This window comes from Nonomuraea sp. PA05 (genome assembly GCF_008086045.1).
Classification (GTDB): domain Bacteria; phylum Actinomycetota; class Actinomycetes; order Streptosporangiales; family Streptosporangiaceae; genus Nonomuraea; species Nonomuraea monospora.
The window spans coordinates 39,694-61,873 of sequence record NZ_VSEY01000021.1; the positions used below are offsets into that span (position 1 = coordinate 39,694).

The following is a 22,180-nucleotide window of genomic DNA, read 5'->3' on the forward strand; positions in this document are numbered from 1 at the left end:
GGGATCTTTGTGGCGTCAGCGGCTCACGAGCAGCCGCCGTGCTCCCGGAGGATGGGCAGCAAACGGCTGGGCTCGGTGGGGCCCAGGGCCGGGTCGCCGCCGTCGTCCACCGCGCCTTCGTCGGTCGTGGCGGCCTTCACGGCCGTCACCTGGTCCAGGAGCATGCCCATGAAGTAGACGATCTCCTCGTGGTTCGTCGTCTCGGCGAAGCTCTCGAACCCGGTCTTGTAGTAGAGGTCCACCGTGGTCGGCGTGGGCGACAGGTCAGGGACCCGGTCCGCGCGCAGCTCGGCGACGATCTCCGGCACGGGATAGAGCAGCTCGACGCCCGCCCGCACGTGGTACTGCTCCCCGTCCACCTCCACCAGAGGCAGCGGCGCGCCCTCCTGCCGCTCCCCCTCCTTGCGGTAGATCGGCATGGTGAGGAGGTCGTACCGGAAGATCTCGTCGAGCACGGGAGCCACCTCGGCGGGCAGGGTGGGGCTCATCGACTCCGTCCACCACTGGCGCAGCAGTTCGCGGGCGTCCGCGCTGCCGTACAGGTAGCCGAGTGCGGGGCCGTACGCCTGCTGATCCGCGGCGGCCAGCGTCTGGGCGGTCAGCAGCGGCACGGCGCGCGGGTCGTCGCACTTCTCGACCCACGACTCCCAGTCGCGCAGGATCTGCGACTGCGTGAGCCCCGCCAGTTGCAGCGCCGGCACCCACGTGTGGCGCAGCACCATGTACTCCGCCATGAGCCGGGCCCAGAACAGGAACCGCTGCATGCGCTCGTTCTCGTCGAACGTCATCGTGTCGTGGCTGAGGACGTATTCGAAGTCGTCCGTGTCGCCGCGGATGGAGACGATGCCGTACTCCGCCTTCTTCTCGGAGTACTGCGTGTTGGGCAGCAGCAGGAGCGGATACACGGCGATGCGCGACACCTTGCGCGCCAGCCGGTCGTAGCCCTCGAAGAAGGTCTCGATGGTCTCCCCCGGCGCGCCCCAGAGCAGCTCGGCGTAGCACTCGAGCCCTTCCTCGCTCAGCCAGGCGACCAGGTCCTCCCACGCGTTGACCTTCATGTTCTTTCTGTTCATCTCGCGCAAGGCCGTGTCGTTCAGCGTCTGCAGGGCGAGGGTGAAGGAGCTGCGCAGCCCGGCCTGCTTCATCTTGCGCACGATCGAGTAGAAGACCTTCGACTTGTTCTTGGCCCACGAGCTCTCCAGGGCCCTGGGATATCCGTACTGCTCGCGGATCTCGAGCAGGTCGTCCACGAACTCCTCATCGATGGGCAGCAGCCCGAAGTTGGCGTCGCACAACGCGATCGTGTGCACCTGGAGCTTGGCCAGCAGCTCCAGTTCGGCCCGCAGCCGCTCCCGGGAGAACGCCCGCACCCGCTGGCCGGTCGCGCCTCCCCAGTAGCAGAAGGAGCACTTGTACGGGCAGCCGCGGTTGGTCTCCATCAACGCCACGTCATAGCGGAACCGGCCTTCGGCGTCGGTCAGCTCGATGGCCCCCGTGAGCATGGGCGACGGAATGATGTCGAGGTCGCTGATCCGCTCCCGCTCCGCGGTCGTCACCGTGGCGCCTGCGAGATCACGGAAGGAGATGCCCTCCACCTCGTGGAGATCGTGCCGCGAGCGGCCGTCGAGGTAGACGTTCAGCAGGTCGCGGAAGACCAGCTCACCCTCTCCGTTGACGATGACGTCGACCTCGGGGAACATGCCGAAGACCCGGTCGGCCTGGTTGGCGACGTGGGTGCCGCCGAAGACGACCCAGCCGTCGGGGTTGAGCTGCTTGAACGTCTCGGCCAGCGTGCCGAAGGCGCGGTAGTTCCAGCCCAGCACCGAGCAGGCCAGGATGTCCGGCATGCTGTCCTTGAACAGGTCGGCGGCCATCATGGGGAGCGTCACAGCGCCCCGGTAGTTGCAGATCCTGATGTCCGCCCCGGCCACGATCCGGGGGTCGGTGTAGGCGGTGGACTTGAGGTATCCGGCCGCCAGGGGCATGGACTCGAAGGGCATGTCCCAGACGCCTTGTTGCAGAATGCTGACGATGATCCGGCCGTCGGCGGTCATGTAGATCTCCAATCCCGATCTACTGAGGACGGGACGGCGCTCATCTCGTCGATCAGCGCCGTGGTGTGCTTGGCGGCCCGGTAGACGGGGTGCTCCAGCACCTCTCGCAGGAAGTCCCGGGTCGTGCACACTCCCGGACCCTCGATGTGGAACTCCTCCAGCGCCCGGTCCGCGCGCGCGATGGCCTGGCGCCGGTCCGGCGCCCAGACGGCGACCTTGGCGATCAGCGGGTCGTAGTCCGGCGTCACCCGCATGCCGGGCTCGCCGTGGGTGTCGACCCGGACGAACGGCCCCGCCGGCTGCAGGAACTCCTTGACCACTCCCGGCGTGGGCAGGAACCCGCGCCGGGGGTCCTCCGCGTTGACCCGGCACTCGATGGCGACCCCGCGAGCCTCGATGTCCTCCTGCTTGAGGGACAGCCCGTAGCCGGCGGCCACGTGCAACTGCTCGCGGACGAGGTCGACGCCGGTCACCATCTCGGTGACGGGGTGCTCCACCTGGATCCGGCAGTTGACCTCCATCGCGTGGAAGCCGTTCTCGTCGTCGACGAGGAACTCGTAGGTGCCGGCTCCCGCGTAGCCGACGGCCGCGGCGGCCCGCACCGCGGCCGAGCAGATGCGCTCGGCCAGGTGGCGGGGCAGCCCTGGCGCCGGGGTCTCCTCGACCAGTTTCTGCCGCCGCCGTTGCACGGAGCAGTCACGCTCGCCGAGGTGGATCACGTTGCCCTGGCCGTCCCCGAGGATCTGCACCTCGATGTGCCGGGCGTTGTCCAGATACTTCTCCAGGTAGACCCTGGAGTCGCCGAACGCCGTCTGGGCGCCGGCCCTGGCCTGGGCGTATTCGCGGGCCATGTCCCGCGGGTCCCGTACCACGCGCATGCCCCGGCCGCCGCCGCCGGCGACGGCCTTCAGGATGACCGGGTAGCCGACCTCGGCGGCCAGCGAACGGGCCTGTGCCAGCGTGGCCAGCGGCTTGGAGCTGCCGGGCAGCACCGGCAGCCCCGCGGCGCGGGCGATGTTGCGGGCCTCCGCCTTGTCCCCGAGCCTGGCCAGCAGCGACGGAGTGGGACCGATGAAGGTCAGGCCCGCGTCCTGGCAGATCTCGGCGAAGTCGGCGTCCTCGGACAGGAAGCCGTAACCCGGATGCACCGCGTCGGCCCCCACTTGGAGCGCCGCCGTGACCAGCGCGGCGGGGTTGAGGTAGCTGCGCCGAGCCTCCGAGGGGCCGATGCACACGGCCTCGTCGGCGAAGCGGGCCACCGTGGAGTGACGGTCGCTGTCGGAACAGACCGCGACGGTCCGGATGCCGAGCTCACGGCAGGTACGGGCGATACGCAGCGCGATCTCGCCGCGGTTGGCGATGAGAACGGTCGAGAACATACGTTCCTCTCGTTAGTGGCCGCTCTGCGGGTCGTGGGGTTCGAGGACGAACAGCGGCTCGCCGTACTCGACCGGGTCGCCGTTCTTCGCGAGGACCTCGACCACGCGGCCTGACGCCTCGGCGTGGACCGCGTTCATGAGCTTCATCGCCTCGATGATCGCGACCTGCTGACCGGCCTCGACGATGTCGCCGATCTCGACGAACGGCCTGCTCTCCGGCGAGACCGCCCGGTAGAAGGTGCCGACCAGCGGCGCCCCGATCACGCGGGCGTCCGGGGAGTCCCGCAGCTCGGCCGTGCTCCGCGGCGGTGCATCGGCGGCCTGCGGCGCGGGAGCCGCGTGCACGGGCGTCTCGGGCCATTCGAGTTCGACACTCATGTCGCCGACCTGCACCCGTACCCGTTTGAGCGGGCCGGGGGCCGTGGTGAGGATCTCGCCGGCGTGTCGGCAGAGCTCGGCCAGGCCACGCCGGCCGGTGTGATCGTCGGTCATGTGTTCCTCGCGTCCTCGATGCCATACCGGCGGAAGCGCCGTCGGCGCCGTTCCACCAGCTCACGGGGGTTCAGTCGGGTCAGCTCCGGCAAGGTCGCGCCCAGCGCCGCGCGCAGGGTCTCGGCCGCCCCGGCGGGGTTCTCGTGAGCGCCGCCTCGCGGCTCCGGAAGGACGGCGTCGACGATGCCGTGGCGGAGCAGCTCACGGGCGTCGAGCCGCAGCGCCGCGGCCGCGCGAGGGGCCTCGGCCTGGTCCTTCCACAGGATCGCGGCGCAGCCCTCGGGGCTGATGACCGAGTACACGGCGTTGGAGAAGGCGAGCACCCGGTCGGCGGTGGCCAGGGCGAGCGCGCCGCCGCTGCCGCCCTCGCCGGTGATCACGGATACGATCGGCACCTTGAGCCCGGACATCAGGCGCAGGTTCTCCGCGATCGCCCACGCCTGGCCGCGCTCCTCCGCCTCGATGCCGGGGTGTGCGCCCGGCGTGTCCACGAGCGTGACGACCGGCAGGCCGAGCTTCTCGGCCAGCCTCATCAGCCTGGCCGCCTTGCGGTAGCCCTCAGGCAGTGCCATGCCGAAGTTGCGGCTGACCCGTTCGGCGGTGTCGTGGCCCTTCTGGTGGCCGATGAGCACGATCGGGCGTCCGTCGAGGCGGCCGATGCCGCCCACGATGGCCGGGCAGTCGCCGGAGAGCCGGTCGCCCTTCAACTCTTGGAAGTCGTCGAGCAACTGGTAGACGTAGTCGAGCGTGGTGGGCCGATCGCCGTGCCTGGCCAGCCGCACGACCTCCCATGGATCGCGTTCCGGCAGCTCCGCGGGGTCGCGGATGAGCCGCGTGGCCTTGGTCGCGGCGGGCGCGCCGTCCGGGCGGACCATGCCGAGCAGCCCGCCCAGCACGGGCCGCAGCGCGGGGCGCGGCACCACGGCGTCCACGAAGCCCTTGGCCTGCATGAACTCGGCGCTCTGGAAGCCGGGGGGCAGCTCCTGCTGAATGGTCTGCCGGATCACCCGGGGCCCGGCGAACCCGATGCGCGCTCCCGACTCGGCCAGGATGACGTCGGTGAGCGTCGCGAACGACGCCGCCACGCCCCCGTAGGTCGGATTGGTGACCAGCGAGAGGGTCAGGATGCCGGCCTCGTCGAGCTCGGCCATCGCCTGGCTGGTCTTGGCCATCTGCATCAGGGCGAAGGCGCCCTCCTGCATGCGCGCGCCGCCCGAGGCGGTGATCAGCAGCAACGGCGTACGCGTGCGCAGCGCGGTCTCGCAGGCCCGCACGATGCGCTCGCCGACTCCGACGCCGAGGCTGCCGCCGAGGAATCGGAAGTCCATGACGGCCACGATCACCGGATGGTTGGTCACCGAGGCGGTGACGCACGTGACGGCCTCGTCGGCCCCGGTGCGCTCGCGCGCGTTCCGCAGCCGGTCGCGGTAGGGGAGCGAGTCGGCGAACCCGATGGGGTCCTCGACGGTGACCGGCGGCTCGAAGGGAACCACCGATCCGGCGTCCACCAGTTGCGCCACGCGCTGCGAAGCGTCCAGGCGGGAGTACGCCCCGCAGGCCGGGCAGACGCCCAGGTCGCGTGCGAGCCGCTTGCTGTAGACGAGTTCACGGCACTCAGGACAACTGATCCACGGTGCCGCTTCGGAAGCCTCCGTTTGCACACCCACGCCAGCAGCTTGATCTGGAGCCCTCAAGGACCACTCGTCTACGGCTGTAGGGGGCACGCCCGGCGGCGGCCCGTGCTCCACGAGTCTTCGAGCGACCGTGGAGCAGGATCTTCGACACTCCGGCTGACAGCGCCCCGTAGTCAACGCGCACAGACCGCAGGGAGACCCCATGCGTTTTCTTCCCGGCTCGCGTGAGCCGAGGGTGGCGATAGTCGGTTTCGGCTATGTCGGCTGCTGCCTCGGCGTCACGCTGGCCGAACACGGCCTCTACGTCACGGGCATCGACCGCGACGCGCGGCTGATCGCCCAGCTGGAAGCCGGGCGTTGCCACATCGCCGAGCCTGGTCTCGCCGAGGCCATGCGGAGGCTGCACGGCACCGCGCGTCTCACGTTCAGCACACAGTACGACTCCATCGAGGACGCGGACGTCATCATCATCGCGGTGGGCACGCCGATCGGCCCGGACCGCGCGCTCGTCACCCGGCAACTGGAAGAGGTGTGCGCGTCGCTGGCGCCGCGGCTGCGCCGTGGCCAGCTGGTGATGCTGAAGAGCACCGTCGCGCCGGGCACCACCCGCGATCTCGTCCGGCCCCTGCTGGAGGCCGGCGGGCTGGTCCAGGGCGAGGACTTCGGCCTGGTGTTCTGCCCTGAACGGTTGTCGGAGGGCAACGCGCTGGCCGAGCTGCGCGAGCTGCCCATCATCGTGGGCGGCTGCGACCAGGAGAGCACTCACGCGGCGACGGAGTTCTGGAAGCGCGCACTCGACGTGCCTGCGTGGGAGTACACCTCCCCGGAGGTGGCGGAGATCGTCAAACTGGCCGACAACTGGTGGATCGACCACAACATCGCGATGGCGAACGACCTGGCCCGGCTGTGCGACGCCTTCGGCGTGGACGTCCTCGAAGTGCGGAACGGCGCCAACTCGCTGCCCAAGGGCGGCGGGCACGTCAACATCCTGCTGCCGAGCGTCGGCGTGGGCGGTTACTGCCTGACGAAGGACCCGTGGATCACCTGGAACGCCGCGTCGGAACGAGGCGTACGCCTGGCGACCGTCGAGACGATCCGCGAGGTCAACGACCGGATGCCCGAGTACGCCCACGAGACGATCTGCGCGGAGCTGGCGCGGGCCGGCCGCGAGCCGGCCGGCGCCAAGGTGACCGTGCTCGGCGCGGCGTTCAAGAACAACACCGGCGACCTGCGGAGCACGCCCGTGAAGCCTGTGGTGGACGGGCTGCTCGCCGCGGGCGTCGAGGTGGCGCTCCACGATCCGCTCGCCGACCAGGCCGAGCTGCGCGCGCTCATGGGCGTCGAGCCGTCGGCCAGCCTGGACGAGGCCGTGGCCGGCACGAACTGCCTGGCCGTCCTGGCCGGCCACGAGCCGTTCCAGCAGCTCGACTTCGCGGCGTTGCGCAAGCGCGTCGCCTCCCCCTGCCTGGTCTTCGACGGGAGGGCGTACTACGCGCGAGAGACCATCGAGGAACTACGGCGGCTCGGCTTCGGCTACCGCGGGATCGGACGGTGAGAATGACCAGGATCGTGGTCACCGGAGGCAACGGGTTCATCGGCAGCCACCTCGTCGAGCGGCTGGCCCGTGACGGGCACGAGATCGTCGCCTACGACACCGCGCCTCCGCCGCCCGACCTGCCGCTGCACATCCTGCCCGGAGTGCGGCACGTCAAGGGAGACGTCACCAGCGAGTCCGCCCTGGCATCCGTCATCACTCCCGCCGTGGACGTGGTGTACCACCTGTCGGCGCTCGTCGGCGTGGACCGCTATCTCCGGCAGCCGCTCGACGTGATCGACGTCAACGTGCTGGGCACGCGGAACGTGCTGCGCCTGGCGCTGGACAGCGGCGCCAGGGTGGTGGTGGCCAGCACCAGCGAGGTCTACGGCAAGAACCCGCAGGTGCCGTGGTCGGAGGACTCCGACCGGGTGCTCGGGGTCACCTCGGCCGATCGGTGGACGTACTCCACCAGCAAGGCGCTGGCCGAGCACATGGCGTTCGCCCTCACGCGCGAGCACGGGCTGCGGGCCACGGTGGTGCGCTTCTTCAACGTGTACGGCCCGCGCCAGCGCCCCGCGTACGTCGTCAGCCGCAGCGTCCAGCGCGTGCTGAGCGGCCAGGCGCCGGAGGTGTACGACACCGGTCGCCAGACCCGCTGCTTCACCTACATCGACGACGCGATCGAGGGCACGGTCCGCGCGGCGGCGCACCCTGACGCGATCGGCGAGGCGTTCAACATCGGCTCCCATCAGGAGACCACGGTCGGGGAGGTCATCGGGCTGGTGCGGGAGGCGGCCGGGTTCGCCGGGGACAACGACGTGCTGGACACCGGTGCCGCCTTCGGCACGGCGTACCAGGACATCGAGCGGCGCATTCCCGACACGGCCAAGGCTCGCACGGTGCTCGGCTGGCAGTGCGAGGTTCCGCTGCGGGAGGGCATCGCCAGGACGGTCGAGTGGGCCCGGCGTAACCCCTGGTGGTGGCGCGGGCCCCTCGACTGATCACCAACCTTGCTTGATCGTTTCCACGATGTGCCGGCGGTCCTCGTCGGAGACCCACCCTCCGACGGGGACGCAGACGAGTTGTTCGACGGCCCGGTCGAGCCCCGGCAGCAGAGCACGGTACGGCCGCAACGCCGTGTGGTGGTCGTTGCGCTCGTGCACCTGGCTCACCATGACGCCGGCGTCGGTCATGTGCTTGACGAACGCGTCCTTCTCCGCCACCAGCAGTGGATACACCCAGAACGCCGACTCCCTGTCGGGCGCCCGCTCGGTCAGCCGCACGCCGTCCACGCCGGTCAGTTCGCGGTCGTAGTAGGCGGCGTTGTCCCGGTAGCGGCGCAGCACGTCGTCGGTCTCGGCCAGGTTGGCCAGACCGATGGCGGCGTTGATGTCGTTCATGTGGAACTTGTAACCCCACTCGGGAATGTCGGCGCGGGTCAGGCCGCGGTTCGGCACCTCGCGATCGATCCCGAACCAGCGCAGCCGCCTGGCCCGCTCGTTCAGCTCCGCGGTGGGCAGGACCACCAGCCCGCCGTCGCCGGTCGTGAAGTGTTTGACCGCCTGGAAGCTGTAGATCGCGATGTTGCCGTGGTTGCCCAGCGGCAGGCCGCGGTACGTGGCGCCCCAGGCGTGCGCGCAGTCCTCGATCACGGCGGGGCGAACCCCGTGGACGGCCTCCGCCTCGTCCAGGATGGCGGAGAGCCTGGCCAGATCGACCGGGTAGCCGGCGAAGTGCACGACGACGATGGCGCGGGTCGCCGGGGTGATCTTCCTGGCCAGGTCGTCGAGGTCCACGTTGAGCGTGGCGGGATCGACGTCCACCCATCGCGGGCGCAGGCCGTTGGCGAGGATCGTCCAGTTGGTGGCGACCATGGTCAGCGGTGTGGTGAGCACCTCGCCCCCGTCGTCGTGCCGTCCCGTCCCCGCCGCGTCGGTGACCAGCCGGAGGGCGAGGTGCAGCCCGGAGGTGCCGCTGTTGACCGTGGCGACGTGGGGGTTGCCGATGCGCTCGCGCAGCGCCTGCTCGAACTCGTCCACCACCGGCCCCTGGCCGATCATGCCGCTGCCGAGCACGCGGCTGACACCGGCGGGCGCCGCCTGCGACATCTGCACGCGCATCAGGGGGATCATGCGGGCCTCCCGGCGAGGGCGGCCGCCTCGCGGCGGAGCTCCTCCTGGCGGGCCCGGCATTCGGCGTAGTCGGGCAGTATCCCGCTCTTCAGTGCCTCGCTCAGGCTGGGCGCCTTGCTGTCCTTGTCGGACAGCCGCCGCTGGTCGGCGTCCTGCCAGGGCAGCGCGAGGTCGGGGTCGAGCGGGTCGATGAGGATCTCCTTCCGCGGGGCGTACGTGCTGGAGACCAGGTAGACGACGGTCGCCTCGTCGGTCACCGGCGCGAACGCGTGGCCATGGCCTTCGGCCAGGTAGAGAGCGTGCCGGTCGCGGTCGTTGAGCCGGACCGCCTGCCACTCGCCGAACGTCGGCGAGCCGACCCTGATGTCCACCACGATGTCCACGATCTCGCCCTGCGGGCAGGTGATGTAGCGGGACTGGCCGGGCGGCAGCCCGAAGGCGTGGATGCCCCGGATCGTGCCGCGCAGTGAGCGGGAGCAATTGACCTGTGCCACCTTCAGCGGATGGCCGACGGCCTCGGCGAAGGCCGGCTCGCTGAAGACCTCCAGAAACTCCCCGCGATGGTCCGGGAAAATCTCCGGCTTGATCAGGAAAGCACCGTCGATTCCGAGTGGTTCGATCTGCATTTTCACAAGCCTTCTGTCGCGGAACCGGTCCCCGACATTGAAGAATATGCCGATGGAAATACGCGCGAGCGACCCCGTTCCAGGTCTCCCCGCAGTCGATCGCGGCACCAGTGAAAGTAGCTCCCGGTGCTAGCGGGAGCTGCCACGATCGCCGTGGTGCACCGTCCTCCCGACGGCGGAAACTCAATCCGAAACGGCGAGCGCAGCAAAAAGGAATCGCATGCCTAAGTCATGGTCGTACAGCTTTCAGTACAGGACCGGAATGGCCCGATGGGCGGGGCGCCTCGGACTCGAGCTCAAAGACCTCGTGACGTCCGGCCGAATATCACCGGAAACGCATTCCCGGGTCGTCGACCTTGGCTGCGGGCGCGGCGAGGCAGCGATATTTCTCGCCAAACGCGGCTTCGAGGTGGTGGGGGTGGACTTCTCCTCCGTCGCGCTGAGCGAGGCCAGGGAGGCGGCGGTGCGAGCCGGCGTGGCCGACCGCTGCCGGTTCGTCAAGGGCGACCTGACCGCCTCGGAGATCCCCGGTGTGGAGGGGCCGTTCGACCTCGTCACCGACCTGGGCACGCTCGACGACCTCCAGGGAGCCGACCGGGAGGCCATGGCCCGGACGATCAAACGGTTGTCGGGACCGGGCAGCCTGTACTTCCTGTGGTGCGTCTTCCACGACGGGAATCTGCCGCTCAACCTCAAGGGCATCCTCCTGCGGCTCAACCCGAAGCTGGTGCCGGGCGAGGAGTACGACCTCTTCGGCGATGTCTTCAAGATCGAGCGGCTGGCGTCGCCGCCGCCGTCGTCGTACTTCGCCAGTTTCCTCATGACGCGTCAGTGAACGGAGGCAGTGTGGCCGGCAATTGGCTGAAGGCGGCGTGGACGGAGGTCATGGTGCGCCGCCGGATGATCCGCACCCTGGGCGCCGTGGCCATGGCGAGCAGCCTGGCCGGCACGCGCGGCGTGACCGGCGCCACTTCGCCCGCGACGGAGGTGGGACGCGGCGCGTGGCGCATCGACACGCACAACCACGCCGTTCCGCCCAAGATGCAGGAGTGGGCCGTCCGCTCCGGCATCCTCCCGCCCGACCAGTCGAAGTGGCCGACCTGGGCGCGCTGGAGCCAGGCGGCCACGGAGGAGGTGATGGAGCAGAACCGGATGGCGGCGGTGGTCACGTCATCGCCCGCGCCGTTCGAGGTCTTCGCGGACTCCGCGCAGGTCGCGACGGGTGCCCGCGTCATCAACGAGTCGCTGGCGGACCTGGTGAGGGAGCAGCCGAAGCGGTTCGGCTTCTTCGCCTATCTGCCGCTGACCGACGTGGACGCCTCGCTGGCGGAGACCGAGTACGCCCTGGACACGCTGGGGGCGGAGGGTGTGCTGCTGCTGACCCACGTGAACGGCAGGTACATCGGCGACAAGTCGTTCGAGCCGCTCTTCTCCGAGCTGGACCGGCGGCGTGCCGTGCTCTTCGTCCACCCGCAGTTCCTTCCCGGCGGCACTCCGCCCGGGATCCCCGACTTCATGGGCGACTTCCTGCTGGACACGACCAGGGCGGCGCTGAGCCTCATGATCGGGGGGACGCTGGACCGCTACCCGGATCTGTCGATCATCCTGTCCCACGGTGGCGGTTTCCTGCCGTACATGGCGGCGCGGATCGACTCGCGCTCCCATGACGAGGAGGGGATCGACCCGGTGCGGCTGCGTTCCTATGTGCGCCGTTTCTACTACGACACCGCGATGCCCACCTCGCCGTACGCGACGCCGACGCTCCTGCGCGCGGCCGACCACACGCACCTGCTGTACGGAACGGACTACAGCATGAGAACGGCCGAGGCGACCCGGTACGTCACCGAGCAACTGACCCAGGACCCGCTCATCGAGCCCCGGCTGCACCGCGCCATCGAGCGGGACAACGCGTTGCGCCTGCTGCCGTCGCTGGCCCGGCGCATGGGCGTCACGGTGTGACGCGCGGCCCCGGCCGGGCCCGCGCCGTCGAACGGCTCGTCGCACCTTCCCCCGGAGGGCGCGGCGGGCCGTTCACGCTTGTGCGCTCCCCGCCGTTCACGCTTGTGCGCTCCCCGCCGACGGCGCGGTGGACTCCTCGCCGAGCGTTCCGGTCAGGGCCTCCCCCTGCCTGATGCGGTCGGCCTGGCGGGCGTGGCGGCTGACCGTCGCCCGCAGGAAGTCGCGGATGAGGATGAGCTGCTCCTCGGAGTAATCGGCCAGCCCGGCCTCGTCCTCCTCGCTGAGCTGGCCCCACACCATGCGGGCGACGTACTCGGCCTTGGGGGTCGGCACCACGGTCACCCGTCGCCGGTCGTGCTCGTCGCGCACCCGCTCGGCGTAGCCGGCGCGGGCCAGCCGGTCGATGGCGATGGTGGCCGCGCTCGGGGACAGGCGAGCGGCCGCGGCCAGTTCGCCGGCCGTCAGCGGACCCATCGCGAACACGCACCCCATGCAGCGCATGTCCGTGCGGTTGATGCCCAGGCGCGTGGCCGCGGCCTCGTCCACAGCGTCGGACACGTTCTGCAACTGCATGACCGCGACCTGGACTTCGTCGACAAGTGCCTTCCAAATATCCTTTGACATTCGAAATATCGATCCTTTAGACTTATTGATAGTCAAATCATACAATCTTTCATCCTGGCGGTACACCCGCTCCTAGGCCCATGACCTCTCAGTCGGTGGCACCCCGGGACCTGATCCCTCCAAGGAGGTGCGAGGATGAGCCAGCGCCAAGGGAACCCGTGGATCATCATGGTGACGCTCTGCATCGGGTTCTTCATGACCATCCTGGACACCACGATCGTCAACATCGCGATCCCCGACATCCTCCAGGACCTGGATGCGACGATCAGCGAAGTGCTGTGGGTGATGAGCGCCTATATCCTGGCCGTCGCGGTCCTTGTGATCACCGCGGGCCGGCTGGGCGACATCGTGGGGCCTCGCACGGTCTTCATCGCCGGCATGATCGTCTTCACCGTGGCCTCGGCGATCTGCGGTGCGGCTCAGGAGCCGTGGCAGCTCATCGCCGCCAGGGCCGCGCAGGGCGTGGGCGCCGCGTTGATCACTCCACAGACCCTGACCATCCTGACGGCGGTCTTCCCTCCCGAGAAGCGGGGGCTGCCGAGCGCGGTCTGGGGCATCACGGCCGGCGTGGCGGGGCTGGCGGGACCGACGCTCGGCGGGCTGCTGGTCGCCGAGGGCACGTGGCGCTGGGTCTTCTACGTGAACGTGCCGATCGGCATCGTGACCATCATCATGGCCCTCACCCTCATCCCGAACCTGCGCCAGGGCAAGCGGGTCCGCCTGGACCTGCCCGGGGTGATCCTCGCCAGCGCCGCGCTCGGCGCGATCACGTACGCGCTGCTGGAGGGCGACCGCTACGGGTGGGGGCAGATCAACTCCTTCCTCAGCATCCCGCTGGTCTTCGGCATCGGCCTGCTGCTGCTGGTGGTGTTCCTGATGTCGCAGGCCCGCACCCGTGAGCCCCTGCTCCCGCTGGGGATCTTCAAGGACCGGGGCTTCTCACTGATGAGCTTCGTGATCGTCGCGGTGTCGTTCGGGATGATGGGACTGTCACTGACCCTCACGATCTATCTGCAGCAGGTGCTCGGGCTCAGCGCGCTCCAGGCGGGTCTCGCCCTCGCGCCGACGGCGCTGTCCATGATGTTCGCCTTCCCTGTCGTCGGCTTGCTGATCGACAAGGTCGGCGGGAAGTACGTGCTGCTCGGCGGCCTGGCGCTCTACCCCGTGAGCCTGGTGCTCATCGGCGTCATGGCCAGGACCGACGCGGGCCAGTGGTCGCTGCTCGCGCCACTCATCCTGGCCGGCGTCAGCCAGGCGGCCGCCTTCGCCCCGACTGTCACCATGGCCATGCAGGACGTGCGGACCGAGTTCGCCGGAGCCGCTTCCGGCGCCTTCAACGCCATCCGCCAGATCGGCTTCCTGATCGCGGTCGCCGCCATGGGAGCCGTGCTGCAGAACCGCCTGACCGTCGAGTTGCACGGCGAGGCGGAGCGTCAGGCGGCGCAGCTTCCCGCCCCCTACCGCGACGACTTCGTGGACGCCGTCGGCTCGGCGTCGAGCGGCCTGGAGGCGGGCGCGGCCAACCTGCGCCTGCCGTCGGACGTCAGCGGCCAACTCGCCCAGCAGATGCGCGACCTGGCCCAGGTGGCCTTCGACCAAGCCTTCGTCGGCGCTCTGCGCTGGACCCTCCTGGTCTGCGCCGGCGTGGTGATCGTCGCCGGGCTGCTCAGCCTCGCCGCCAAGCGGCCCGACCCGGCCAAGGCGCCCACCGCGGAAGAGGAGCTGGCCCTGATGTGACCTCGCCCTCCCGTGCGTCCCAGTGCGCGCGGGAGACGCAGGCCACCGGCCTTTCTATCGATCCTCTAGACAGAATCTAGCGAAGTGGTAAACGATCCCGATTAGTGACATACAGCGAAGTTTTTGCTTTGTTCAAGACAAGGCGCGTAGTCGCGAGAGACGGCGCGACAACGGGGGTAAAAATGCCGAGAGAAGCACGCTGGACAGTTCCTTCCGCACATAATCCCACAACGTTCGGTGAATTCAAGGGGTGAGACACTGACGGCCGCATGAGGCCGTCCTCCCCCTACCGCGATGCCCGAGACACCCTCGCCGATCGCACGGTGACCCCGTGCCTGCGGCGCCCGCGTTATCGACCTCGCCTTAACGTTTGGGGATCGAGATGAAATTCTGCGTCCTTGGGACCCTGAGAGTACTCGACGGCGGCCGGGAAGTTACACCAACCGCGCCGAAATTGCGACAAGTACTGACGTTTCTCTTGCTTCGGCGCAACAACATCGTCCAAACGACCGAGCTCATCGACGAACTCTGGGGTGAGAACCCACCCAGCAGCGCACTGTCCACTCTGCAGACCTACATCTACAAACTCCGCAAGATCCTCTCCCACGACAGAGTCGACTCCCTGGAGGAGATCCTCCAGACGCAGTCGTGGGGATACATGCTGACCGTCGAGCACGACGACCTCGATCTCAACCAGTTCGAGCGCCTGCTCAGCGAAGGGGTCGCGGCACTGAAGAGGAACGAGACCGAGAAGGCGGCGAAGAGCCTGGCCGAGGCGCTGTCACTGTGGCGCGGCCTGGCACTGGCCGACGTGGCGGCGGGAAGCCTGCTGTCGGCCTATGTGGCCTCCCTGGAGGAGAGCCGGCTGCGCGCGCTGGAGCTGCGCATCGAGAGTGATCTGCGGCTGGGCCGGCACCGCGAGGTGGTCGGCGAGCTCAAGCACCTGGTCTCGGTGCATCCGCTCCACGAGGCCTTCTACGCCCAGCTCATGAACGCGCTGCACCGGTCGGGCCGCCGCTGGGAGGCGCTGGAGGTCTACCAGCGGCTGCGGGCGACCCTGGTGGAGGAGGTCGGCATCGAGCCGTCCACGGAGACCCAGCGGCTGCACCAGTCGCTGCTGTCCGAGGAGACCTCCGCGCGTCCGCCCAAGGCGGAGCCGCCTTCCCACGCCGACCGGCAGGACACGGTCGTCGCCGAGCGGCCGAGGAACTTCAGCAGGACCCTCGTCCCTGCCCAGCTCCCCCCTGACATCTGGGATTTCACCGGACGCCAGGCCGGCATCAAGGACCTGGTGGCCGCGGCCACCATGACCGAGCCGTCGGCCACCACGCCGCCCACCGTGCTCATCACCGGCATGCCCGGCGTGGGCAAGACCGCGCTGGCGGTGCATCTCGCGCACCTGATCAAGCAGCACTTCCCCGACGGGCAGCTCTACTGCCGGCTGCGGGGCTGCGACGGCGAGCCCCTGGACCCGGGCGAGGTCCTGTACAACTGGCTGATCGCGACCGACATGTACCCCAAGAAGCTGCCGAACAGCGCGGAAGAGCGCTCGAAGCTGTTCCGGAGCTGGTGTTCGGCGCACCGCGTGCTGATCGTCCTGGACGACGCCGCCTCGGCCGGCCAGATCGCCCCGCTGCTCCCCGGCAGCGAGCACTGTACGACGATCATCACCAGCAGGTCCGGCCTGTACGGCTTCTCCTGCCGCAAGCGAGTCGACCTGACGCCGTTGTCCGTAGAGGAAGGAGTGCGGCTGCTGGGCGCGATGGCCGGCAAACAACGGGTCGAACAGGAGCGGAACGACGCCGAGAGCGTGGTGCGCTTCTGCGAGGGCCTGCCCCTGGCGGTACGCGCGGCCGGAGCACGGCTGACCGCGTCGCCGACGCTGTCACTGCGGACCCTGGCCGGCAGGCTGGCCAACCCGGAGCTGCGGCTGCAGGAGCTGAACTCCACCGACTTCAACATCTATCCCAGCTTCGACCTCAACTACCAGGAGCTCGACCCGCGTGAGCGCACCGCGCTGTGGCTGCTCTACCTGCGGCGCAACACGCGGTTCAACTTGGAGAGCGCCGCCGAGGCGATCGGCTGCGACGTCGACACCGCCGAGTCGATCCTGACCCGGCTGGCCTCGGCGCACTTCGTGCGCGTCCTGGGCTACAACGGGGCACGCGGCGGCATGGTGTACACCATCAACGAACTGGCCCATCTCTACGCCGAGAAGACCCTGGAGAAGGAGCTGACCGCCAAGAGCGCGGCCGGGTCCGCCACGGCCGAGGTCTGCGTGGCGGCCGGTTGGCCCTCCACGGAGGGCTCCGCACCGCTGCCCCCGCACCGCAGAGACTGACCACGCGCCTTCGCGCGCGCTCCGATGAAAATTTTTTGCGGGGAACCGAGAACACCCGATACGCCGAGTCGGCGTACCGGGTGTCCTCGTGTACGGGGGCTCACGTGCTCCCGGCGAACTCGTCGGCCACCTCGCACACGTAGCGCCCGTAGTCCGACGGCGCCAGCGACTCGCCCAGCCGCCGGCATTCCGCTGCCCCGATGAAGCCCATGCGCAGGGCGACCTCCTCGATGCAGGCGATCCGGACGCCCTGGCGGGCTTCGAGGGCGCTGACGTACTGGGCGGCCTGCAGCAGCGACGCCGGGGTGCCCGCGTCCAGCCACGCGCACCCCCGGCCCAGGTCGACCAGGCGAGCTTTGCCACGTTCCAGGTAGGCGCGGTTGACGTCGGTGATCTCCAGCTCGCCCCGGGCCGACGGGACGAGGTTCTTGGCGATGTCGAGCACGTCGTTGTCGTAGAGGTAGAGGCCCACGATCGCGCGGTTCGACCGCGGCCTGGCGGGCTTCTCCTCGATGGACACCAGCCGTCCCGTGTGGTCGGTCTCCCCGACCCCGTACCGCTGGGGGTCGGTCACCGGGTAGCCGAACAGCACGCATCCGTCGATGTCCCTGGCGTTGTCCTGGAGGATGTCGTCGAACCTGTGCCCGTGGAAGACGTTGTCGCCCAGCACCAGCGCCGCGGAGTCGTCGCCCACGTGGTCGGCGCCGATGACGAACGCCTCGGCCAGCCCGCGCGGTTCCGGCTGCCTGGCGTAGCTCAGCCGCAGCCCGAGCTGCGACCCGTCGCCGAGCAGCCGCTGGATCTGCGGAAGGTCGACCGGCGTGGAGATGATCAGGATGTCCCTGATGCCGGCCAGCATCAGGGCCGACAACGGATAGTAGATCAGGGGCTTGTCGTTCACGGGCAGCAGTTGCTTGGAGACCGCGAGGGTGATGGGGTGCAGGCGGGTGCCCCTTCCCCCGGCCAGGATGATCCCCTTCATGTCAGCGCGGCCTTCGCCAGCAGGTCCACCTGATCAGGGTCGCTGGAGCAGGGGAAGAAGATGAGCTCGTCGCAGCCCGCGGACGCGTACTCCTCCAGCGTGCGCCGCAGCTCGTCCTCCGTGGTCATGGTCTGGGCGGCGGCGCGGTCGGCGTACGGGCCGGCCTGCTCGTAGTAGCGACGCATGTGGGCCCTCGCGCGGTCGGCGGCGCCCGAGCCGAAGGAGAAGTACGCCAGCGCGACCATGCGCGGCCGGGCCGTCCGGCCCTCGGCCGTCCAGGCGGCGCGTGCCCGCTCGGCGAGCTGGGCGTAGGGGACCGACGAGGAGCCGCCGGCGATCCAGCCCTGCCCCAGACGAGCCGCCCGCCGCAGCGCCGCGTCCGTGTGGCCACCCACCCAGATCGGCGGCCCGCCCGCCGTGACCGGCCGTGGGCCGATGCGGCTGGACGGCGTCCACGTCTCGCGCAGCTCTCCGATCAGGGCGTCCAGCCGCCGGCCACGCTGCCGGTACGGCTGCCCCATCGCCTCGAAGTCGTCGGCGCGACCGCCGGCGGCCACCCCCACCGCCAGCCGGCCACCCGACAGCCGATCCACGGTGGCGAGCTGCTTGGCCAGCAGCGCGCCCCCGCCGCGGTAGGCGGCGATCAGGATCGTCGTGGCGAGCCTGATCCGCCGCGTCACCGCCGCGGCGGCGGCGAGCGTGACCACAGGCTCGTGGTTGCCTGCCACCAGACGGTCGAGCACGCCCAGCGAGGAGAACCCGTGAGCGTCGGCGCGCCGTGCCCATTCGAGCACGGTCGCGCCGTCGGTCCCGTGCACCGTCGTCGGCAGGCCGACTCCGACCTCCACGGGTCAACTCCCCTTCCTGGCCACGACGAGCGTGTCGTACTCGCCGAGCTGCCGGACCGACTCGAAGACGAACCCGGCCTCCTCGACGTACTCGCGGCACTCGCCTACCAGGTACTCGGAGCCGCCCTCCGTGGTGAGCAGCATGTCCAGGCTGATCACGAGGTTCTCCGGGTCGGTCGGCTCGTCGGCCAGCATCCGGTCGTAGACGAGGAGCGCCCCTCCCGGGCTGATCGACTGGAACGCCTTCTTGACCAGCATGCGCCGCTCGTCGGGAGCCCAGTTGTGCAGCACGTGGCCGATGGTCAGCACGTCCGCCTCGGGAAGCGGGTCGGCGAAGAAGTCACCCGGGTGGAACGTGGCCCGGTCGGCCACCCCGAGCCGCGCCACGTGCTCGCGGAACGGCTGCTCCATGGGGGGCAGGTCGAAGACGTGCACGTTCAGGTGCGGGTGCTCGGCCGCGATCCGTCCGGCCAGGTTGCCCCTGGCGCCGCCGACGTCGGCATAGGTCTTGACGCCGCTCCAGTCGAAGGCCCGGGCGATCCGGGGGGCCAGCATGGTGCTGAGCGCGTCCATCATGCCGAGGTAGCTGGTCAGCCGGTCCGGGTCCGCGAGCATCTCGCGGAAGGCGCTCTCCACGCGCGGGCGGCCCGTGCGCAGTGCCACGGTCAGGTCGCCCCACGCCGGGTACAGCACCCGGTCGGAACGCTCGAGGAAACCACCCACGTACGACGGCTTCCCCGGGTCGAGATACTGCTCTGCCGCCGCCGAGTTGCAGTAGCGCCCGTCCTTGCGCAGCAGGAGCCCGAGGGAGACCATCGTCTCGAAGAAGTCCCTGGCGGCACGCGGGTGCAGGGCGAGCCGTTCGGTGAGCTCGGCCCCGGTCAGCGAGCGCTCGGCGAGCACGGCGAACACCCGCAGTTCGAGTGCGCTGAGCACCACCTTGGCCGTGCAGAAGGCGGTCTTGCCCAACCGGATCAGCTCCGCCGGGCTGGTGATCTGAGGTACCTGCGTGGTCATCTGGCGGCTCCGTTCTTGGGTGGCTGAGTCTTGCCGAGCCGCCGCTTCGGCAGCTCGCTGATCACCGCCGCGTCCTGGTCGCCCAGACCCGCGGCGACCGCTTCGGCCATGACGTCGCCCGCGCTCTCGGTCAGCGGCAGGAAGATCCCGCGGGACATGGCGTCGTTCGCCGCCAGGCGGAGGTCCTTCTCCATCAGGCGGCTCTTGAAGGCCGCGGGCTCGTAGCAGCGCTCGCGCATGAACGCGGCGCGGAAGGCCAGGACCGGCGAGCTGAACCCGCTGTTCGCCATCACGTCGATGAGCAGGTCGCGGTCGAGCCCGGCGCTGACGCCGTAGGAGACCGCCTCAGCGAAGGCCACGGTCTGCACGCCGAGCAGCAGGTTGAAGGCCAGCTTGATGGTGCTGGCCGCGCCGGCTGCGCCCAGGTAGCGGATCTCTTGGCCCAGGACGCCGAGCAGGTCGCCGACGGCCTCCACGTCGTTGGGGTCGCCCGCGGTGAAGATCCGCAGGTTGCCGCCCCGGGCCATCACCGGGTTGCCCAGCACGCACGCCTCGACGCGGGCCAGGCCCGCGCTGGACAGGCGGTTGGCCGCCATCCGCGCGTACAGCGGCGAGGTGGTGGTCGTGTCCACCACCACCGTGCCCTTCTTGAGCCTCGGCAGCATGGCGTCGAAGAGCACCTGCTCGACGGCCGACTCGTCGCTCAGCGAAAGCAGGACGATCGAGGCGTCCGTGGTGGCCTCGGGCGTGGGGATCGCCCGCGCGCCCGCCTCGACCAGCGAGGCGGACTTGGCGCGCGTGCGGTTGAAGACGGACACGGGGTGCCCGACCTCCAGCAGCCGGTGTCCCATGCCCGCGCCCATCGCTCCGCTCCCGAAGAGCGCGACGTGTGGCAGGCTCATGATGTCGGGGCCCCGGCGGACAGCGTCTCGGCGGAGAGCTGCGAGATGCAGCGCATGGTGGCGTTGCGGAAATACTGCCCGAACCCCTCGGGCGTGCCGGTGTCGCGCGTCTCCGCCAGGTAGGGGGCCAGCTTCGCCTCCAGCGCGTGCACCCCCTTGTGCCTGGCCATGTTCTTGGCCACGTGGATCAGGTCGCCCTCGTAGTGGATGACGCGGATCATCACTTCGTCCTTGATGAACACCGCGGTGCCCACCAGGCGGCCCGCCTCCTTGCCCTCGTCGTCCACCAGCACGGGTGTGGCCACGCGCTGGAACCCGGCGAAGATCTCGGCGATCTCGTCCTCGTGGCCGGGCTTGACCCGGTAGGTGATGGCTGCGTACGGCATCAGATTCCTCCGTCGACGTTCAGGGTCGTTCCAGTGATGTACCGGGACAGGTCACCGGCGAAGAACAACACGGCGCCCACCAGGTCGTCGGCCGTGCCCAGCCGGCCCAGCGCGGTCATGCCGGCCAGGCGCTGCCGCAGCGGAGGCGGCAGCGCCTCGCCCTTGTCGATCACACCGGGGGCGATCGTGTTGACCCGGATGCCCCGGGAGCCGAGCTCCTTGGCCAGCGACCTGGTCAGGCCGATCAGCGCCGCCTTCGAAGCGGAGTAGTGCGCCGTCGCGGGCCGGCCCCGCAGCGCGGCCGAGGCGCCGATGTAGATCACGCTGGCGCCCTCGGACAGCAAGGGCAACGCCGCCTGCGTGACCAGGAAGTGCGAGGTGAGGTTCGTGCCGATGACGCGTTGCCACTCCTCGCCGGAAAGCTCGTCCATCGGCGCCTCGGCGGCCACGCCGACGTTGTCCACGACGACGTCGAGCTCGCCGAACGCCTCGCCGCAGACGGCGGCCAGCCGCCGCACGTCGTCGGCCGAGGTCACGTCGGCGCGGACCACGTGGTGGTCGTCACCGAACTCCTTCAGCTCCCTGGACAGCTCGTCGGCCGCCTCGCCGGCCTGCCGGTGACAGGTCACCACCTTGGCGCCGCCACGGGCGAGCGCGAGTACCGTCGCCTTGCCGAGACCGCGCGTCCCGCCTGTGACGAGGACACGTTTGCCGGTTATCGCCAGGTCCATCGTTCCTCCGTTCGGTTCGAGTCGTGTTCAGGCCAGCGCGACGGCCGCCGCGTTGACGACCAGCGCGACCACGGAGAGCACGGTCCGCAGCAGGTGCCAGCGGCGCCACACCGGACGCGGGTCCGTCCAGTCCTGCGGCATCGCGGCCGGGTCGAGCCCCTTGACCCGGCGGTTGATGGGCACGTTGCACAGGTGCGACACCGCCGAGACCCCGACCATCAGGACGCCGGCGATCACGAAGAGCGAACGCGTCCCCGCCTCCGGCGTCACGACGGCGAGCAGCACGTCCACCAGTGCGGTGCTCAGCACGATGACCGGCATCGTGGGGTCGTAGTTGCGGCCGAGCAGTTGGTGGGCCTGCACGTAACGGTCGGGAGGCAGGGCACGCAGCGCCGGCACGACGCTGAGCGCGACGCAGAACAGCACGCCCGCGGTCAGGCCGCTGCCCAGAACCGCCATGGTGCCCATCAGCTCCCTCATACCGGGCTCTTCTCCTCCTCCGCGTACGCGGCCTGGACCGTATAGACCCCGAAGGGCACACCCCGCGAGCGGTCCTGGAGAGGACGCAGCGGAGCGGTCGTCGAGCGATGCGACTCCCCTTCCTCCCAGGCGCGGAAGGCCTCCAGGTCGCGCCACTCGCTCAGCACCACGAAACCGGCCGGGTCGTGCACCGAGCGCAGCAGCTCGTTGCGCAGCAGCCCGGCAGTGCCTGCCAGGCTCCGGCTGATCCGGTGGTAGGCGTCGGCCACGGCCTGGGTCCCGGCCTCGGCGGCCGTGACGAAGACGAGGACGCGCACCC

The 22,180-nt window shown here is 69.8% G+C and carries 21 protein-coding genes; 6 read left to right on the plus strand and 15 right to left on the minus strand.

The features are described from left to right. Positions 1 to 23 precede the first annotated feature (23 nt). The 4 genes from FXF51_RS30530 to FXF51_RS30545 are packed head-to-tail and all read right to left on the minus strand — an operon-like array spanning position 24 to position 5,592. On the minus strand, positions 24 to 2,054 hold the full coding sequence (locus FXF51_RS30530) for a KedN5 family methylcobalamin-dependent radical SAM C-methyltransferase (protein ID WP_148438145.1): 2,031 nt from the start codon (positions 2,052 to 2,054) through the stop codon (positions 24 to 26). Beyond that, the gene (locus FXF51_RS30535) at positions 2,051 to 3,433 is read right to left on the minus strand and encodes an acetyl/propionyl/methylcrotonyl-CoA carboxylase subunit alpha (protein WP_148438146.1); all 1,383 of its coding nucleotides are present in this window, start codon (positions 3,431 to 3,433) and stop codon (positions 2,051 to 2,053) included. The genes FXF51_RS30530 and FXF51_RS30535 overlap by 4 nt, the downstream gene beginning before the upstream one ends. A gap of 12 nt (positions 3,434 to 3,445) precedes the next feature. Next, the gene (locus tag FXF51_RS30540; RefSeq protein WP_148438147.1) at positions 3,446 to 3,925 is read right to left on the minus strand and encodes an acetyl-CoA carboxylase biotin carboxyl carrier protein; all 480 of its coding nucleotides are present in this window, start codon (positions 3,923 to 3,925) and stop codon (positions 3,446 to 3,448) included. Then, entirely contained in the window at positions 3,922 to 5,592 is a 1,671-nt protein-coding gene (locus tag FXF51_RS30545) for an acetyl-CoA carboxylase carboxyltransferase subunit alpha (RefSeq protein WP_262379940.1), read from the minus strand. Before FXF51_RS30545 ends, FXF51_RS30540 begins: the two co-directional genes overlap by 4 nt. Positions 5,593 to 5,761: 169 nt before the next feature. On the opposite strand from FXF51_RS30545, the gene FXF51_RS30550 reads away from it, so the two are divergent. Beyond that, entirely contained in the window at positions 5,762 to 7,114 is a 1,353-nt protein-coding gene (locus FXF51_RS30550; RefSeq protein WP_148438149.1) for a nucleotide sugar dehydrogenase, read from the plus strand. Positions 7,115 to 7,116: 2 nt separating this feature from the next. Then, the gene (locus FXF51_RS30555; RefSeq protein WP_148438301.1) at positions 7,117 to 8,097 is read left to right on the plus strand and encodes an NAD-dependent epimerase/dehydratase family protein; all 981 of its coding nucleotides are present in this window, start codon (positions 7,117 to 7,119) and stop codon (positions 8,095 to 8,097) included. On the opposite strand, the gene FXF51_RS30560 is transcribed toward FXF51_RS30555, so the two are convergent. Then, positions 8,098 to 9,228, minus strand: a complete 1,131-nt coding sequence (locus tag FXF51_RS30560) for a DegT/DnrJ/EryC1/StrS family aminotransferase (protein ID WP_148438150.1) — start codon at positions 9,226 to 9,228, stop codon at positions 8,098 to 8,100. It lies immediately after the preceding gene. Continuing rightward, complete coding sequence (locus FXF51_RS30565) at positions 9,225 to 9,854, minus strand: dTDP-4-dehydrorhamnose 3,5-epimerase family protein (protein WP_148438151.1); 630 nt, start codon at positions 9,852 to 9,854, stop codon at positions 9,225 to 9,227. Before FXF51_RS30565 ends, FXF51_RS30560 begins: the two co-directional genes overlap by 4 nt. A 262-nt stretch (positions 9,855 to 10,116) precedes the next feature. Between FXF51_RS30565 and FXF51_RS30570 the strand changes: the two genes are divergently transcribed. Next, entirely contained in the window at positions 10,117 to 10,689 is a 573-nt protein-coding gene (locus FXF51_RS30570) for a class I SAM-dependent methyltransferase (protein WP_262379941.1), read from the plus strand. Positions 10,690 to 10,700: 11 nt separating this feature from the next. Then, positions 10,701 to 11,813 carry an amidohydrolase family protein gene (locus FXF51_RS30575; protein WP_148438153.1) on the plus strand — a complete coding sequence of 371 codons (1,113 nt, stop codon included), beginning with the start codon at positions 10,701 to 10,703 and terminating at the stop codon, positions 11,811 to 11,813. A gap of 96 nt (positions 11,814 to 11,909) precedes the next feature. On the opposite strand, the gene FXF51_RS30580 is transcribed toward FXF51_RS30575, so the two are convergent. Next, complete coding sequence (locus FXF51_RS30580; RefSeq protein WP_148438154.1) at positions 11,910 to 12,437, minus strand: MarR family winged helix-turn-helix transcriptional regulator; 528 nt, start codon at positions 12,435 to 12,437, stop codon at positions 11,910 to 11,912. 135 nt (positions 12,438 to 12,572) lie between these two features. Between FXF51_RS30580 and FXF51_RS30585 the strand changes: the two genes are divergently transcribed. Continuing rightward, the gene (locus FXF51_RS30585; protein WP_148438155.1) at positions 12,573 to 14,174 is read left to right on the plus strand and encodes a DHA2 family efflux MFS transporter permease subunit; all 1,602 of its coding nucleotides are present in this window, start codon (positions 12,573 to 12,575) and stop codon (positions 14,172 to 14,174) included. Between the two features lie 382 nt (positions 14,175 to 14,556). Beyond that, positions 14,557 to 16,515 carry an AfsR/SARP family transcriptional regulator gene (locus tag FXF51_RS30590; RefSeq protein ID WP_148438156.1) on the plus strand — a complete coding sequence of 653 codons (1,959 nt, stop codon included), beginning with the start codon at positions 14,557 to 14,559 and terminating at the stop codon, positions 16,513 to 16,515. Between the two features lie 100 nt (positions 16,516 to 16,615). On the opposite strand, the gene rfbA is transcribed toward FXF51_RS30590, so the two are convergent. Genes rfbA through FXF51_RS30630 form a run of 8 tightly spaced genes read right to left on the minus strand, consistent with a single transcriptional unit; the run spans position 16,616 to position 22,178 of the window. Then, a complete protein-coding gene (rfbA, locus tag FXF51_RS30595) occupies positions 16,616 to 17,497 on the minus strand; it encodes a glucose-1-phosphate thymidylyltransferase RfbA (protein WP_148438157.1) in 882 nt (293 codons plus the stop codon). Beyond that, complete coding sequence (locus FXF51_RS30600; protein WP_148438158.1) at positions 17,494 to 18,345, minus strand: LLM class flavin-dependent oxidoreductase; 852 nt, start codon at positions 18,343 to 18,345, stop codon at positions 17,494 to 17,496. Before FXF51_RS30600 ends, rfbA begins: the two co-directional genes overlap by 4 nt. A 3-nt stretch (positions 18,346 to 18,348) precedes the next feature. Next, positions 18,349 to 19,362 carry a methyltransferase gene (locus FXF51_RS30605; RefSeq protein WP_148438159.1) on the minus strand — a complete coding sequence of 338 codons (1,014 nt, stop codon included), beginning with the start codon at positions 19,360 to 19,362 and terminating at the stop codon, positions 18,349 to 18,351. Then, a complete protein-coding gene (locus tag FXF51_RS30610) occupies positions 19,359 to 20,264 on the minus strand; it encodes an NAD(P)-dependent oxidoreductase (RefSeq protein WP_148438160.1) in 906 nt (301 codons plus the stop codon). Before FXF51_RS30610 ends, FXF51_RS30605 begins: the two co-directional genes overlap by 4 nt. Then, positions 20,261 to 20,650, minus strand: a complete 390-nt coding sequence (locus FXF51_RS30615) for a SchA/CurD-like domain-containing protein (RefSeq protein ID WP_148438161.1) — start codon at positions 20,648 to 20,650, stop codon at positions 20,261 to 20,263. Before FXF51_RS30615 ends, FXF51_RS30610 begins: the two co-directional genes overlap by 4 nt. After that, positions 20,650 to 21,381: an SDR family NAD(P)-dependent oxidoreductase gene (locus tag FXF51_RS30620; RefSeq protein WP_148438162.1), complete on the minus strand. Its 732-nt coding sequence runs from the start codon at positions 21,379 to 21,381 to the stop codon at positions 20,650 to 20,652. Before FXF51_RS30620 ends, FXF51_RS30615 begins: the two co-directional genes overlap by 1 nt. A gap of 27 nt (positions 21,382 to 21,408) precedes the next feature. Beyond that, positions 21,409 to 21,861 (minus strand): DUF1772 domain-containing protein, encoded by a 453-nt coding sequence (locus tag FXF51_RS30625; protein WP_148438163.1) that lies wholly within the window; start codon positions 21,859 to 21,861, stop codon positions 21,409 to 21,411. Next, positions 21,858 to 22,178 carry an antibiotic biosynthesis monooxygenase family protein gene (locus FXF51_RS30630; protein WP_262379942.1) on the minus strand — a complete coding sequence of 107 codons (321 nt, stop codon included), beginning with the start codon at positions 22,176 to 22,178 and terminating at the stop codon, positions 21,858 to 21,860. The genes FXF51_RS30625 and FXF51_RS30630 overlap by 4 nt, the downstream gene beginning before the upstream one ends. Positions 22,179 to 22,180 lie beyond the last annotated feature (2 nt).

Excerpts from the sequence above, each read along its gene's own strand:
- FXF51_RS30530 (WP_148438145.1), bottom strand. The coding sequence starts at position 2,054 with ATGACCGCCGACGGCCGGATCATCGTCAGCATTCTGCAACAAGGCGTC.
- FXF51_RS30535 (WP_148438146.1), bottom strand. The coding sequence starts at position 3,433 with ATGTTCTCGACCGTTCTCATCGCCAACCGCGGCGAGATCGCGCTGCGT.
- FXF51_RS30540 (WP_148438147.1), bottom strand. The coding sequence starts at position 3,925 with ATGACCGACGATCACACCGGCCGGCGTGGCCTGGCCGAGCTCTGCCGA.
- FXF51_RS30550 (WP_148438149.1), top strand. The coding sequence starts at position 5,762 with ATGCGTTTTCTTCCCGGCTCGCGTGAGCCGAGGGTGGCGATAGTCGGT.
- FXF51_RS30555 (WP_148438301.1), top strand. The coding sequence starts at position 7,117 with ATGACCAGGATCGTGGTCACCGGAGGCAACGGGTTCATCGGCAGCCAC.
- FXF51_RS30560 (WP_148438150.1), bottom strand. The coding sequence starts at position 9,228 with ATGATCCCCCTGATGCGCGTGCAGATGTCGCAGGCGGCGCCCGCCGGT.
- FXF51_RS30565 (WP_148438151.1), bottom strand. The coding sequence starts at position 9,854 with ATGCAGATCGAACCACTCGGAATCGACGGTGCTTTCCTGATCAAGCCG.
- FXF51_RS30570 (WP_262379941.1), top strand. The coding sequence starts at position 10,117 with ATGGCCCGATGGGCGGGGCGCCTCGGACTCGAGCTCAAAGACCTCGTG.
- FXF51_RS30580 (WP_148438154.1), bottom strand. The coding sequence starts at position 12,437 with ATGTCAAAGGATATTTGGAAGGCACTTGTCGACGAAGTCCAGGTCGCG.
- FXF51_RS30585 (WP_148438155.1), top strand. The coding sequence starts at position 12,573 with ATGAGCCAGCGCCAAGGGAACCCGTGGATCATCATGGTGACGCTCTGC.
- FXF51_RS30590 (WP_148438156.1), top strand. The coding sequence starts at position 14,557 with ATGAAATTCTGCGTCCTTGGGACCCTGAGAGTACTCGACGGCGGCCGG.
- rfbA (WP_148438157.1), bottom strand. The coding sequence starts at position 17,497 with ATGAAGGGGATCATCCTGGCCGGGGGAAGGGGCACCCGCCTGCACCCC.
- FXF51_RS30605 (WP_148438159.1), bottom strand. The coding sequence starts at position 19,362 with ATGACCACGCAGGTACCTCAGATCACCAGCCCGGCGGAGCTGATCCGG.
- FXF51_RS30610 (WP_148438160.1), bottom strand. The coding sequence starts at position 20,264 with ATGAGCCTGCCACACGTCGCGCTCTTCGGGAGCGGAGCGATGGGCGCG.
- FXF51_RS30615 (WP_148438161.1), bottom strand. The coding sequence starts at position 20,650 with ATGCCGTACGCAGCCATCACCTACCGGGTCAAGCCCGGCCACGAGGAC.
- FXF51_RS30620 (WP_148438162.1), bottom strand. The coding sequence starts at position 21,381 with ATGGACCTGGCGATAACCGGCAAACGTGTCCTCGTCACAGGCGGGACG.
- FXF51_RS30625 (WP_148438163.1), bottom strand. The coding sequence starts at position 21,861 with ATGAGGGAGCTGATGGGCACCATGGCGGTTCTGGGCAGCGGCCTGACC.